Raw genomic sequence first — 14,057 nt, 5'->3', positions numbered from 1 at the left:
GAATTCAGCGTGTTTTGATGCTGGATTGCCGAAGGGATGGGCTGCGGAATATGGTTTTGCCCAACAGACAGTCAGAAGACCGTTTGCATACACACGGTCGCAGTTGACGCGCACCCCATTCGGTGTGCCATCTACCGCCAGCCAAGCCCGGTGGTCGCCTCGCGCGACCGCCTGCATCCATTCGGGAACCAGACGGGGACAACCATGCTGGATAAAGAACTGCGTTCGATGATCGGTGACGTGAAGGACGGGCGGATGGATCGCCGCGGCTTCATTCAGCGCCTTGCTGCCGTGGGTCTCACCGCGCCTTTGGCCAATCAGATCCTCGCCCTTGGCGGGGTCGCCATGGCTGAGGGCGCCTCGACCTACAAGCCGACCAAGCGCGGCGGTGGTGGTGCGCTCAAGCTGCTGTGGTGGCAGGGCCCGACCCTGCTCAATCCGCATTTCGCCACCGGCACCAAGGACCAGGACGGCGCTCGCCTGTTTTACGAGCCGCTCGCCTGTTGGGATCCCGACGGCAACATGAAGCTGGTTCTGGCCGCCGAAATTCCCTCGATCCAGAACGGCGGCCTCGCCGCCGACGGCAAGTCGGTGACCTGGAAGCTCAAGCCCGGCGTCAAATGGCATGACGGCACGCCGTTCACGGCCGACGACGTCGTCTTCAACTGGGAATATGCCAAGGATCCGGCGACCTCCGCACTGACCATCGCGACGCTCCGCGACATCACGGTCGAGAAGGTGGACGACCTCACGGTCCGAATCCTGTTCAACAAGCCAACGCCGTTCTGGGCCGACGCTTTTGTCGGGGCTCCCAATACCATCATCCCGAAACATCTGTTTAAGGACTACATGGGGTCCAAGTCGCGGGAGGCGCCGACCAACCTCTCGCCGGTTGGCACCGGCCCCTACAAGTTCGTCGAGTTCAAGCCGGGCGATCTCGTCCGCGGCGTGATCAATCCCGATTATCACATGGCGAACCGGCCCTATTTCGATTCGATCGAGATGAAGGGCGGCGGCGACGCCGTCTCTGCCGCGCGCGCGGTGATCCAGACCGGCGAATATGATTTCGGCTGGAACATTCAGGTCGAGGACGACGTGCTGCTGCGCCTGGAGAAGGGCGGCAAGGGAAAGACCGTCTACGCCGTCGGCGGCGACACCGAATTCATCGCGCTGAACTTCACCGATCCCAACACCGAGGTCGATGGCGAACGCTCCTCGATGAAGACCAAGCACCCGCTGTTTTCTGATCCGGCGGTGCGCAAGGCGCTGTCGCTGCTGATCGATCGCGAGTCAGTCAAGAAGGCGATCTACGGCCGCGCCGGCCGCACCACCGCCAACTTCCTCAACGGGCCCGAAAAATTCGTGTCCAAGAACACCTCGTGGGAGTTCAGCGTCGAGAAGGCCTCCAAGATTCTCGACGACGCCGGCTGGAAGCCGGGCGCCGACGGCATCCGCGAGAAGGACGGCAAGAAGCTGAAGCTGCTCTACCAGACCGCGATCAACGGGCCGCGCCAGAAGACGCAGGCTATCGTCAAGCAGGCCTGCCAGAAGGCGGGCATCGACGTCGAGCTGAAATCGGTCGTGGCCTCCGTGTTCTTCTCGTCCGACGTCGGCAATCCCGACACCTATTCCAAGTTCTACGCCGACATGGAGATGTTCCAGATCCCGCTGAGCCAGCCCGATCCGTCGCAGCACATGCGTCGCTACCTTTCGAACCTCGTCGCCACCAAGGAGAACAAGTGGCAGGGCACCAACTTCCCGCGCTGGGTCAACAAGGAGTACGACGCGACCATCCTGGCCGCGGACGGCGAGATGGATCCGGTCAAGCGCGCGGCGCTCTACATCAAGGCCAATGACCTCATGTACCAGGACATCGTGTTCATCCCGGTGCAGCACCGCCTGAAGGTCGAGGCGGCCGCCAACAATCTGCGCCCGGTCGTTTCCGGCTGGGCCAACGAGACCGACAATTTGTTCGACTGGTACCGCGAAGAATGATCACGCACGCCTAGAGCGGTCCTTCTTCATGAGCCAGTATGTCCTGCGTCGCCTCCTGATCGCGATTCCGAGCCTGCTCGGAATTTCGCTCGTGCTGTTCGTCGTGCTCGCACTCGCCCCGGGCGATCCCTTCTCGGAGCTGGCGACCAATCCGAACGTGCCGCCCGAAGTCGCTCTCGCGCTTCGGGCGAAGTTCGGCCTCGACGATCCGATCTACCTTCGTTACCTGCACTGGCTCAACGCCATGCTGCACGGCGACTGGGGCTTCTCCTTCGTCAGCCGGATGAACGTCGACACGCTCATTCTCCAACGACTGCCGACGACGCTCTACGTGATCGGCTCGGCGCAGATTCTGGCGCTCCTGATCGCGATCCCGGTCGGGGTCTATGCCGCGACGAAACCTTATTCGCTGTTCGACCAGGTCGCCAACACGCTCGCCTTTGTCGGCTTCTCGCTGCCGACCTTCTTCACCGGCATCCTGTTCATCCTGATCTTCTCGGTCACGCTGGACTGGCTGCCTTTCGTCTACACGACCGACATCAAGGGCACGGGTATTCACTGGGTGCTGGAGATGATCCGTCAGGCGATCATGCCGGTGGCGGTGCTCGGCCTGTTCCAGGCTGCGTCGATGACGCGTTTCGTGCGCTCGGCGATGCTCGACGTCATCCGGCTGGACTACGTCACCACCGCGCGCGCCAAGGGCATCGGCCAGCGGCGGGTGATCATCAAGCACGTGATGCGCAACGCGATGATCCCGGTCGTCACGCTGATTGCGTTGCAAATCCCGGCGGTGTTCGGCGGCGCCATCGTCACCGAGCAGATTTTCCGCATCCCCGGCATCGGCTCGCTGCTGATCTCCTCCATCCTTTCCAACGACACGCCGGTGGTGATGGCCGTCACCTTCGTCTTTGCGTGCCTGGTCGTGCTGTTCAATCTCATCGCGGACGTTCTTTATGGCTGGCTTGACCCTCGCATCTCCCTCCGCTGAGCGGCGCGTCTACTCGCCCTGGCGCGAGACGTGGCGTCGCTATAGCCGGCACAAGCTTGCCGTGGTCAGTGCGTTCCTGCTCCTCGTTCTGATCTTGGCGGTGGTGGTCGGCCCCTTCGTCTGGCGGGTCAAGATCGACGACATCGATATCGTGGCGGGCATGCAGGGGCCGTCGCTGGCTCATCCCTTCGGCACCGACGATCTCGGGCAGGATATCCTCGCCCGCATGATCTATGGCGGGCGCATCTCGCTCGCGGTCGGCCTCGCCGCGATGCTGGTCTCGGTCTTTGTCGGGGTGCTGATCGGCGCGCTCGCCGGCATGTCGCGCGGTGCGCTCGGTCATGGGCTGATGTGGCTCACCGATCTCTTTTTGTCGCTGCCGCAATTGCCCCTGCTGCTGCTGCTGATCTATCTCTTCCGCGACGGGCTGAAGGCCGCTTTCGGTCCCGAGGGCGGCATTTTCATCCTGATAGTGCTCGTGATCGGCGGCTTGCGCTGGATGCCCGTCGCCCGCCTCGTTCGCGCCCAGTTCCTGTCGATCCGCGAGAAGGAATTCGTCGAAGCCGCGCGCGCGCTCGGGGCAAGCCCGGTGCGGCAGGTGGTGCGCCATATCCTGCCCAATGCGCTGGGTCCGGTGATCATCGCCGGTACCATCGACGTGGCCGCAGCCATCATCGCGGAATCGACGCTGTCCTTCCTCGGCCTCGGCTTCCCTCCGGATACGCCGACCTGGGGCCGGCTGCTCTATGATGCCAAGGACTTTCTCGACATCGGCCCGCACTGGGCGCTGTTTCCGGGCGGCGCGATCTTCATCGCGGTGGTCGCCATCAACTTCATCGGCGATGGCCTGCGTGACGCGCTCGATGCGCGGCGGGTGATCTGATGGCGCCGCTGCTCGAGATCAAGGGACTGAAAACCCACTTCTCCACCGACGACGGCATCCTTCAGGCCGTCGACGGTGTCGACATCTCCATCAACCGCGGCGAGACGCTCTGCGTCGTCGGCGAATCCGGCTGCGGCAAGACCGTCACCGCGATGTCGATCCTGAAGCTGATCGCGATGCCGCCGGGCCGCATCGCGGCAGGCGAGATCATCTTCGAGGGCCGCGATCTGGTGCCGCTGACGAGCAGTCAGCTCGACGAGATCCGCGCCAAGGAGATCGGCTTCATCTTCCAGGAGCCGATGACCTCGCTCAATCCGGTGCTGACCATCGGCGAGCAGATCGCCGAAAGCCTGCGCCGCCATGAGAACGTCACCAGGAAACAGGCGCTCGAGCGCACTATCGAAATGCTCAAGCTGGTGCAGATACCGAACGCCGAAGGCCGGGTGCACAACTATCCGCATCAGTTCTCCGGCGGCATGCGCCAGCGCGTGATGATCGCGATGGCGCTCGCCTGCAAGCCGAAGCTGATTATCGCGGACGAGCCCACCACGGCCCTCGATGTTACCATTCAAGCGCAGATCCTCGACTTGCTCCAGGACATGAAAGAACGTTTCGGCATGGCGGTGATGCTGATCACCCATGCCATGGGCGTCGTCGCCGAGACCGCGCAGCGCGTCGTCGTGATGTATGCCGGCAAGGTGGTGGAGGAGGCGTCTGTCGACGAACTCTTCGGCAATCCCGGCCATCCCTATACCCAGGGACTGATCCGCTCGATCCCGCGCATCGATCTTGCCAGCGAGCACAAGGTGCGGCTGGAGGCGATCGGCGGCTCGGTGCCGATCCTGATCAGTCCGCCGGTCGGCTGCCGCTTCGCTCCGCGCTGCCGCCACGCCATGAGCGTTTGCACCGAGAGGGAGCCGCTGCTGCGCGAGATCGCGCCCGGCCACCGCATGGCCTGTCATCTGGGAGATACGCAGTTGGGAGGCGCAGCATGACCGAGCCCTTGCTCCGCGTCAGCGGCCTGAAGAAATATTTCCCCGTGCATGGCGGCCTGCTGTCGCGCCAGGTCGGCAGCGTTTATGCGGTCGACGGGGTCTCGTTCTCGGTCAACCGCGGCGAGACGCTCGGCCTCGTCGGCGAATCCGGCTGCGGGAAGTCGACGACGGGACGCTGCGTGCTGCGCCTGATCGAGCCGACCGACGGCGAGGTCGTGTTCGACGGTCAGGATGTCGGCCAGCTCAGCGGCACCGATTTGCGCGCGATGCGGCGGAACATGCAGCTCGTGTTCCAGGACCCGTTCGCCTCCCTCAATCCGCGCATGACGGTCGGCGCCATCCTCGGCGAAGCCCTCGTCATCCATAAGCTCGGCTCATCCGCCAAGGAGCGCGAGGATCGCGTCGCGAGCCTGCTGGTGAAGGTCGGGCTCAAGGCCGAGCACATGCGCCGCTATCCGCATGAGTTTTCCGGCGGCCAGCGCCAGCGCATCGTGATCGCGCGCGCGCTCGCGGTCGAGCCGAAACTGATCGTCTGCGACGAACCTGTGTCCGCGCTCGACGTCTCGATCCAGGCGCAGGTCATCAACCTGCTGGAGGATCTCCAGGCCGAACTGAACCTCACCTATCTCTTCGTCGCGCACGATTTGTCGGTGGTCGAGCACATCTCCGACCGCGTTGCGGTGATGTATCTTGGCCGTATCGTCGAACTCGCCAAGGCCAGCGACCTCTACCGCAATCCGCAGCATCCCTACACGAGGGCGCTGTTATCGGCGGTGCCGGTGCCCGATCCCAAGCTCAAGCGCGAGCGCATCCGCCTCAAGGGCGACGTTCCGAGCCCGATGAAGCCGCCGTCGGGCTGCCACTTCCACACCCGCTGTCCTATCGCCCAGCCGCGTTGCGCCGAAAGCGCACCGGAGCTGAAGGAGGGCGCGGGCGGGCACTTTGTGGCGTGCCATCTCGCCTGACGCCGGGAAAAGCGGAGCGCGCATTCATGCGTGGAGCAGGCCGTGCTCCGAAAGGGCCCGCCTGAAAGCCTCAACCGAGGTGTGGTGATGCGCGAAGAGGCCCGCCTCTCGCGCGCCGGCGACATTGGCCATGAGATCGTCGACGAACAGGACGCTCTCCGGTCTGACGTCGAGCTCCGACAGACAGAGACGGTAGCAGCGCGGGTCCGGCTTCGCCGTCTTGAACCGGGCCGAGGCGTAGATTCGCGCGCCGAACAGCTGCGGCAGTTCCGGCAGCAGCGCGGCGATATGGTCGGCGACCAGCGTGGTGTTGTTGGTCAGGACGGCAATGTCGATGGTTTGACGCAAGCTGCCGGCAATCTCCAGCATCGCACGATCGGCCTGCATTGAACGGCGTCGCGCCTCGATCCACTCGTTCAGTGACAGCGGATAGCCGATGCGCTCGCCGAAACCGCGCAAATAGTCCGCGGCATCGAGAGTGCCGGAATCGCCGAGCAGCTCGAAGCCGCTGTCCCAGATCGCCTTGTGGACGGATTCGCTCGTCGTCCCCGCAAGCTTCGCCAGCCATGCGACACGCTTTGCCCTGTCGTAGTCGCAGAGGACATTGTCCATGTCGAAGAGGACGAGTTTGATTTGATCAGTCACAGCAGCACTCTCGGATTGGCCGAACATCCGGCCGTGACCAAGCCATACCGCGCTGAAGCGCAGGCGACAAATCCGGGGCAACGGTCGATCCCGTCACGCGCTCCTGGCGGGCCAGGGAACGACCTGTCCCGACATCACAAGCCGGTCACGGCCGTTGTCCTTGGCGGCGTAGAGCGCGCGGTCGGCGGCGGCGACCAGCGTGCCGCAGTCCGCCGTGGTTTGGGACGGCAGACTCGTCGCGCCGCCAACGCTTGCAGTCACCAAGCGGGGGGGGGACTTTGCGCATGCAGAATCGCGAGATCGTGCAGCCCCTTGCGAATCCCTTCGCCGACCTCGGCGCAGCCCTCGGGACCGGTGTTCGGCAACAGCACGGCGAATTCTTCGCCACCGTACCGCGCCGCGAGGTCGGCCGGGCGCTTGGTGTGGGCTGATAGCATCCGGCCCAGCGCGCGCAGGCACCCGTCGCCCGCCGGATGGCCGTAATGGTCGTTGAATTTCTTGAAATGATCGACATCGATCAGCAGGAGCGAGAGCTGCGAGCCGTCGCGCCGGGCGCGGGCCCATTCGTCGGCGAGACGCTCGTCGAATGCGCGCCGGTTGGCGAGGCCGGTGAGGCCGTCGGTTGTTGCAAGCGAGGCGAGCTTGTCCTGAAGATCCTTCTGCTCCGTCATGTCCCGCACCACCGCGACGACGCCGTCGATCTCGCCGCTGTCCGATGCCAGGGTCACGTGCAACGCCGCCTCCGCCCAGATCTCGCCCTTGTCGCGATGACGCTGGCGATAGACGAATCGCGCCTCCTCGGCCTCGCCATTCCTCAGCGCGGCGATAGCCTGCTCGACCCGCTCGATGTCGTCGGCGTGAATGCCGGCCAGGGCCGAGGTGGCCAGCAGTTCGTTGGAGGACCAGCCCGTGATGCGCACGCACGAGGGAGAAACGTAGAGCAGCCGGTTGTCCAGCCCGATCCGGGTCACCATGTCGCTGGATTGCTCGGCTAACAGGCGGAAGTTTGCTTCGTTGACGACGAGGGCCTGGGCCATGCGCTGCCGCTGCACGAGCTGACGGACCAGGTAGAACCCGATCACCGCGATTAGCAGCACGAGGCCGAGGACGAAGGTGGTGCGCGCAGCCGCGGCTTGCCGCCAGGGCGCCAGCACGTCGTCCCGCGACTTGCTCGCCAGTACCATCAGGGGATAGCGGCTGCTACGTTGGTAGTAGCTCAGCCGCTGGATGCCATCGAGCGGCGACTTGAAATAGTAGACTGCTGCGGCGGGACGACTTTCCCATCCCTTGAACAGGGGCGCATTGGACAGGTCGCGTCCGACAAAGGCGCCGCTGTCATCGCGGCTGCGCGCCAGCATGATGCCGCTATCGTTGAGCAGCGATGCCGAGCCGTTCGTACCGATGTCAAACCGCTCGTAGAACTTGACGAAATAGCTGACGTCGATCGTGAGCAGGGCAACGCCGGCGAAGCCGCCGTCGGCATCGTTGATCCGGCGGGACGCGGTGACGACCCATTGGCCCCCGGCTCGACTCTTCACGGGCGATCCGATCAACGTGCCCATCTTCGGCGAGTCGCGATGACGCTGGAAATATTCGCGGTCGCTGTTGTTGAGCTTGGAGAAGTCGAGTCGCTCGGTCGTGGCAAGCCACTGTCCGGTCGCGTCATAAACGAAGATGCCGCGGATCCGGTTCGATGATTTCCGTGTCGGCAGATAGGCCTGAAGCTTTGTAATCGTGTCCGGACCCGTCCCGTCGAGTTCGAGCCGATGGACCAGGCCTACAAGGATCGTATCAACGAGTTCGAACGTGTCGTCCGCGTGCTGGATCAGCGAATGCGCCAGATTGGCGACGTCGATCTCGGCGTTCTTGAGATCGGCATTGCGTGTTTCCCATTCGCGCCAGGCGCTCAGGCCGAGGATGGCGAAGCAGGTCAGGATGACGAAACCCGCTGCCCAGAGCGGAAGGCGCGTCTTTCCGAGTTCGCGGCCTGTGGTCATCAGGCTTGCTCCATTTCGGCGCAAACCTCTCACTTTGGACTTAACGGGCTGTTGCAACATCCGCGCGGATTGTGCGCTTCCGGTCGGAACAGTCCTCGACAATTGACGGGCTATTGTCGAGCTAACCAGGCTGGCCTCGGGCCTCGGCTTCGCGCGGCGTTTTCTGCCTTACTCATCCAGCGTGAAGCCGACGCGGAGCGTCACCTGGTAGTGGCGCACGGCACCGTTCTCGATATGGCCGCGCGTTTGCACCACCTCGAACCATTTCATCTCGCGAACGGTCTTGGCAGCCCGGCTGACCGCGTTCTTGATCGCATCCTCGATCGAGGTCTCGGACGATCCGACCAGTTCCAGGATCTTGTAGACGTGATCGTGCTCGGCTGGGGGCATCGCAAGTCTCTCCTGTGTGCTTGGTGGACTGTCTCTCGCGGGACAGTCGGCGGGCCCGCGACATGCGGCCTTCTCTGCAAACGGACGCCGTCACTTCAGGTTCCGCCGCTTGTGATGTCCCGCCTGCGTCAGGCTGGGTGGAGCGGCCGACGCCGGCCCGCTAAGCGCTACCCATGGATGGGCACGACGCGACAGAACGTTCAGCTCTCTCTGGTTCTCGGTGACGGCGTTCAGTTGAGCAGGGTAGCGGCGCGATTCCGCGGCTGAGGCGGGATGGGCGGAGCAGAGGCGGTGAAGTTGGCGCGCAGTTCGCGCCGCTACGGATCCAGCTCCGTATCCCAGTAGAGATAATCCAGCCAGCTGTCGTGCAGATAGTTCGGTGGGAACAGGCGGCCATTGCGGTGGAGCTGGTGCACGGTCGGCGCGAACGCGTGCTGACGTGGAAACATCTTGGCCTGCACGGGCGTCAGATTGCCCTTGCGCAGATTGCAGGGCGAGCAGGCCGCAACCACATTCTCCCAGGTGGTCTGGCCGCCTTTGCTGCGCGGGATGATGTGGTCGAAGGTAAGGTCTTCGGGCGAGCCGCAATATTGGCAGGCGAAACGATCGCGCAAGAAGACGTTGAATCGGGTGAAGGCAGGGTGCGTGGTCGGCTTGACGAAGGATTTGAGCGAGACGACGCTCGGCAGCTGCATTTGCAGCGTGGGGCTGTGGACCGCCTGATCGTAATGCGCGACGATGTTGACGCGGTCGAGGAATACCGCCTTGATCGCGTCCTGCCACGACCACAAAGACAGTGGGTAGTAACTCAGCGGCCGGAAGTCCGCATTCAGCACCAACACCGGCCAATGGCCTTGCGAGACATGTGCGTTCAAGTAACGCTCCTGGCCTCCAATGTACGCTGCGAAGCAGCACGTAACTGACATACTACATGCAGCGTGACGGGATTGTGAAGCCCGTTGAGCGACTTATTCCGGCCCAAGCGATGCGGCCCGGGGGGTGGCAAAGCGCGCAAAACGCCGTCATTTCCAGGTCTGAGGCGGTGGAGGCGGCGTCATCCCGACAGCGCGACGTGGAGTGTGCCGAGGCAGCTACTCCCGCACCCGCTCCAGCTTCTGCAAACATCGCGTCGCGCGCACCGCGGCCGGCATCTCCTCGTCCGGAAAGCTGGTCTTCCAGTCGGTGACGCCGACCTCGCCGACATAGATGTCGCCCCTGGAATCCAGCGCGATGCCGTGCGGCGCCAGGAATTTTCCGCTCGCAACGCCCGGGCCTGCCTCGCCGCCGAGCCGCGCGATGCGGTTGCCTTTTGCATCCACAATCGACAGCCGGGGGCCGAGATTGGGCACCTTGCGGTTGACCGCGAGGCCGGGGCCGAGTTCCCCGATAATGAAGGTCGGGCTTTTGCCGCCACCGCAACAGCACAGCGCACAGGGGCGGTGCAGATTGTTCCACTGCGTCTCGTACTTCCCGTTGCCGTCGAACACTTGCACGCGGTGGTTCTCGCGGTCGGCGACATAAACAAAGCCGTCAGCGTCGGTGGCGATGTTGTGCACGATGTTGAACTGGCCGGGATCGGTGCCGGGCTCGCCCCAGCTCTTGAGGAGCTTGCCGTCCGGCGTGAACTTGTGCACGCGCGCATTGCCATAGCCGTCGGAGACGTAGATTTCGCCCTTCGGCGACAACGCGGTGTGGGTACAGCGGTGGAAGGGATCGCCGCTCATGAATGACGACGGTTTCTCGGGGATGCCGATCGTCAACAGCACCTTGCCGTCGGTGGTGCACTTGCGCACGGTGTGGTCGCCGTCATCGGTGCAATAGAGATTGTCGTCGCAATCGATGTGCAGGCCGTGGGCGCGCGAGAACAGGCCTTCGCCCCAACTCCGGAGAAAATTGCCCTCGCGGTCCAGCACGACCATCGGATGGGCCCCGCGGTTGAAGACGTAGACGCGGTCCTTGCTGTCGACCGCGACCGAAGCGACATCGGTGAGCTGCCATCCGTCCGGCAGCTTTGCGAAGTTTTCAACGACGCGGTAGCAATGCTCGCCGGTGCCGAGAATGGCTGGCATGGGTGTTCTCCTCCTATTCGTGTCGGCGATGCGCGATCGTCTCCACACTGTCATTGCGAGCGCAGCGAAGCAATCCAGGCTGTCTCCGCGGAAAGACACTGGATTGCTTTGCTGCGCTCGCAATGACGAGGAGGCTCAAATTGCGCCCGCCTCACGCCCCAAAAATCCCTTCCTCGATCGCCTTGATCTGCAGCGCTAGATATTTCGAGTTGATCCGGCATTGCGCGAGGCTGCCGGCGATGAACCAGAGGCCGGGCTGCCCAGTGCGCACATACATGTTGCGCAGTTCGAGGCCGTCGCCAAAGCCCCAGATCGGGCCGACCCGGTCGGCGACGGCCTCGCCGAACAGTTTCCGCACCAGATATTCCTGCGTCTTGTAACCGGTCGAAAGCACGATCAGGTCAGCCGGAACGGTCGTGCCCTTCATCCGGACGCCCTCGGCGACGAAGCCCTCGATCTCAGAAAACTGCCTGAGCTTGATCGCGCCCTCCACGATGAGGTTGGAGCAGCCGACGTTGAAATAATAGCCGCCGCCGCGGGTGAGGTATTTGAACTGCCAACCGGTGCCGGCCTCGCCGAAATCGAGCTTGAAGCCGACGCTGGAGAGGCCGTCAAGCAGCTCCTTATCAAGCTGCTTCGACTGCTCCGTCAGCATCACATGGGTCTTCTTCGCCAGCGGCGTCGGCATCGAGGTGGCGATCAGATCATTGTCCTCGAGCGTGCCCTCGTTGTAGGTGGCATAAGCGAGTTGGGCCGACGGCTCGATATTGGTGACGAGCGTGGGTGAACGCTGCACCAGCGTCACTTCGGCGCCGCTGGAGTGAAGATCCTGCGCGATGTCGTGGCCGCTGTTGCCGGTGCCGATGACGATGGCGCGTTTGCCTGTCCAGGTCTCGCCGTCCTCGTAGCGGCTCGAATGCAGCAGCGTGCCCTTGAAGTTATCGAGGGTCGGAATGACAGGCACATTGGCGATGCCGCTGACGCCGGTTGCCATCACCACATGGCGCGGGTGCACGGTCCGTTTGCTGCCGTCGGCGCGTCGCAACGTGACGGTCCAATTGCCCTTGGCATGGTCGTAGGCGCCGCCTTCGAATTCGGTGCCGGTCCAGAAGTTCAGCTCCATCGCGTCGACGTAAGCTTCGAACCAGTTGGCGAGCTTGTCCTTGGGGATATAGGTCGGCCAGCTCGGCGGAAACGGCATGTAGGGCAAATGATTGACCTGCACCTGGTTGTGCAGGGTCAGCGCGTGATAGCGCTTGCGCCAATTGTCCCCGATCCGGGCCTCGCGATCGACGATCAGGGTGTCGATGTTCAACTGCTTCAGCCGCGCCGCAATCGCGAGCCCGGCCTGGCCGCCGCCGACGACCAGCACGGCGGGATCGCGATCGGCGTAGTCGCGCGCGGCGTTGCGCAGGTCGAGCCAGTTCGGTCCACGGAAGTCGCGCGAATAGGCCTGGCCGCGCGGCCGCGAGGTGCCGAGCTGCTCCTCGAAGCCCTTAAGCTCGTCGAGCGCGGTGAGGAGCGTCCACGCTTTCAGGCGGTCGCCGTCGGTGGCGTCGGGCACAAGCCGGACGATGCCGCTGCCGCGCCCCAGTGCGGTTTCGAAATGGAAGATCGCTTCGATCGTGTTGGTCCCGGCACGCGTCACCCAGCGCGGTGGCGCTCGGTTCGGCGCGATCTTGAAGCTGCCCGGCGCGACCTTTGCCGCGAGCGTTGTCAGCTCCCGCTTGATCGAGTCGCCGCCGGCGATGGTTTGCAGGTTCCAGCTGAGTGCCAGCGCGTCGCGCCAATAGCTGTCGGCGAGGAGCAGACGATCCAGTCCAGCGTCATGGGGTGCGTCAAGCGTGCGCTCAAATTCGTCGAGCCAGGCTTGCGCGGATGCCGCAATATCCTTCGTCCTGTCCAGCATGCGCGACCTCGTGCCGTCTTCGCGGCGTTTCCTCTAGGGTCGAAAGCTATACTGTTTCGCAGACGGCCAATAGCCGATTACCCGAGCAGTAAGAACATGTGCCCCTGCTTCAGCGGAATGCGCCCTGAGAGAGACCTGCGGCACCCTCGTGGTGTTCGAGGAGGGGCACACGAAAAAGGCTCCACCTTGGTGGAGCCTCCCTCGCGCTTAGGTTTCACAGCCGCTCGCGTGGGGCGAGCGGAACATCCCTATCTCACCCGCGTGCCGGCGCCGTACAACTCACGCTCACGGCCGACATCGTCGGGCGACAACGGCGGACTTGCGGCATCGAAGCCGTTCCAGCCGGACTTTTGCCAGGCGGCGCTCCGTTCCTGCAGGTTCACGGCCTTCTCGTGCAGAAGGGCATCGAGACGCGTGCGGTCCTGGTCGGGTACCCGCGCCGATACCAGCGTTCCGCCGCGCCGGACGCCCTCCGCGTAGCGCGACGCATCGTCGTTGGAGACGCCGGCTTCGGTCAGCGCGCCGACGATGCCGCCTGTCGCGGCGCCGGCTGCGGCACCAACTGCGGTCGAAGCCAGCCATCCGGCAGCAACCACCGGGCCGAGTCCCGGAATAGCTAACAAGCCAAGTCCTGCAAGCAGGCCCGCCGCGCTTCCGAGGCCTGCGCCGATGCCGGCGCCCGTGCCGGCACCTTCGGCGCGATCGTCGACGCCGTCGCGGTCGCGGTCGACCTTGCCGGTGGAGGAGCCGTACCAATTATCGGAGTTGTTCGCGACGATGCTGATGTCGGAGTGCGGCACGCCCGCGGCCTCCAGACGCCTGACCGCACGTTCCGCATCCGAATAGGTGTCATAAAGTCGAGAAATGGTGGTGGTCATGTTTTATCCTCCTTACTTGGCGGGGTTCACGTTGCCCTGGAAATCGACGCTCACGTCCGCCTTGGTCCCAGCCTTGTCGGCCTTGCCGCGCCAGACGCCGTTGTCGTCCTTTTGCAGGCCAGAAACATTGGAATAGCCCGCGCCCTCGATCTTCGACTTCGCCTGTCCCTCGGTGAAGCTGTTGCGGCCTGCAACCGGTGCGTTGGAGTTGTTGTGATCAGAGCTGTTGACGGCGTTGTTGCCCGGGCCGCTTTGTGCCTTTTGCGACTGTGCGCTTACGGGCATTGATCCGAGCAGCAGGACAGCCGCAGCGAGCGAAATGAGACGTGACATAGTTTATCCT

The 14,057-nt window shown here is 63.8% G+C and carries 12 protein-coding genes and 1 pseudogene; 5 read left to right on the top strand and 8 right to left on the bottom strand.

Translation table 11 applies throughout. The features are described from left to right. Positions 1 to 204 precede the first annotated feature (204 nt). Genes BRA1417_RS0100850 through BRA1417_RS0100830 form a run of 5 tightly spaced genes read left to right on the top strand, consistent with a single transcriptional unit; the run spans position 205 to position 5,826 of the window. Positions 205 to 1,995 (top strand): peptide ABC transporter substrate-binding protein, encoded by a 1,791-nt coding sequence (locus BRA1417_RS0100850; protein WP_027514179.1) that lies wholly within the window; start codon positions 205 to 207, stop codon positions 1,993 to 1,995. 28 nt (positions 1,996 to 2,023) lie between these two features. Further along, positions 2,024 to 2,983 carry an ABC transporter permease gene (locus tag BRA1417_RS0100845; protein WP_007597394.1) on the top strand — a complete coding sequence of 320 codons (960 nt, stop codon included), beginning with the start codon at positions 2,024 to 2,026 and terminating at the stop codon, positions 2,981 to 2,983. Then, entirely contained in the window at positions 2,949 to 3,866 is a 918-nt protein-coding gene (locus BRA1417_RS0100840) for an ABC transporter permease (RefSeq protein WP_007615333.1), read from the top strand. The genes BRA1417_RS0100845 and BRA1417_RS0100840 overlap by 35 nt, the downstream gene beginning before the upstream one ends. Beyond that, positions 3,866 to 4,861, top strand: a complete 996-nt coding sequence (locus BRA1417_RS0100835; protein ID WP_027514178.1) for an ABC transporter ATP-binding protein — start codon at positions 3,866 to 3,868, stop codon at positions 4,859 to 4,861. Before BRA1417_RS0100840 ends, BRA1417_RS0100835 begins: the two co-directional genes overlap by 1 nt. Beyond that, positions 4,858 to 5,826: an ABC transporter ATP-binding protein gene (locus BRA1417_RS0100830; protein ID WP_027514177.1), complete on the top strand. Its 969-nt coding sequence runs from the start codon at positions 4,858 to 4,860 to the stop codon at positions 5,824 to 5,826. The genes BRA1417_RS0100835 and BRA1417_RS0100830 overlap by 4 nt, the downstream gene beginning before the upstream one ends. A gap of 24 nt (positions 5,827 to 5,850) precedes the next feature. On the opposite strand, the gene BRA1417_RS0100825 is transcribed toward BRA1417_RS0100830, so the two are convergent. From BRA1417_RS0100825 to BRA1417_RS0100790, 8 genes and pseudogenes are all read right to left on the bottom strand, one after another. Then, positions 5,851 to 6,498, bottom strand: coding sequence for an HAD family phosphatase (locus tag BRA1417_RS0100825; RefSeq protein WP_027514176.1), 648 nt, complete (start codon positions 6,496 to 6,498; stop codon positions 5,851 to 5,853). Positions 6,499 to 6,564: 66 nt separating this feature from the next. Continuing rightward, positions 6,565 to 8,468 (bottom strand): annotated as a pseudogene (locus BRA1417_RS39440) (diguanylate cyclase domain-containing protein). A 168-nt stretch (positions 8,469 to 8,636) separates the two neighbouring features. After that, complete coding sequence (locus BRA1417_RS0100815) at positions 8,637 to 8,858, bottom strand: dodecin (RefSeq protein ID WP_027514175.1); 222 nt, start codon at positions 8,856 to 8,858, stop codon at positions 8,637 to 8,639. Between the two features lie 317 nt (positions 8,859 to 9,175). After that, the gene (locus BRA1417_RS0100810; RefSeq protein ID WP_007597381.1) at positions 9,176 to 9,733 is read right to left on the bottom strand and encodes an HNH endonuclease; all 558 of its coding nucleotides are present in this window, start codon (positions 9,731 to 9,733) and stop codon (positions 9,176 to 9,178) included. Positions 9,734 to 9,949: 216 nt separating this feature from the next. Next, complete coding sequence (locus BRA1417_RS0100805; RefSeq protein WP_027514174.1) at positions 9,950 to 10,927, bottom strand: peptidyl-alpha-hydroxyglycine alpha-amidating lyase family protein; 978 nt, start codon at positions 10,925 to 10,927, stop codon at positions 9,950 to 9,952. A 151-nt stretch (positions 10,928 to 11,078) separates the two neighbouring features. Then, on the bottom strand, positions 11,079 to 12,836 hold the full coding sequence (locus BRA1417_RS0100800) for an NAD(P)/FAD-dependent oxidoreductase (protein ID WP_027514173.1): 1,758 nt from the start codon (positions 12,834 to 12,836) through the stop codon (positions 11,079 to 11,081). A gap of 248 nt (positions 12,837 to 13,084) precedes the next feature. Continuing rightward, positions 13,085 to 13,714, bottom strand: a complete 630-nt coding sequence (locus BRA1417_RS0100795; RefSeq protein WP_027514172.1) for a general stress protein — start codon at positions 13,712 to 13,714, stop codon at positions 13,085 to 13,087. Between the two features lie 12 nt (positions 13,715 to 13,726). Beyond that, positions 13,727 to 14,047, bottom strand: coding sequence for a PepSY domain-containing protein (locus BRA1417_RS0100790; RefSeq protein ID WP_027514171.1), 321 nt, complete (start codon positions 14,045 to 14,047; stop codon positions 13,727 to 13,729). Between the last annotated feature and the right edge of the window lie 10 nt (positions 14,048 to 14,057).

Origin of the sequence: Bradyrhizobium sp. WSM1417 (assembly GCF_000515415.1) — a bacterium.
Classification (GTDB): Bacteria; Pseudomonadota; Alphaproteobacteria; order Rhizobiales; family Xanthobacteraceae; genus Bradyrhizobium.
This window is presented reverse-complemented; position numbering and strand designations above follow the sequence as displayed.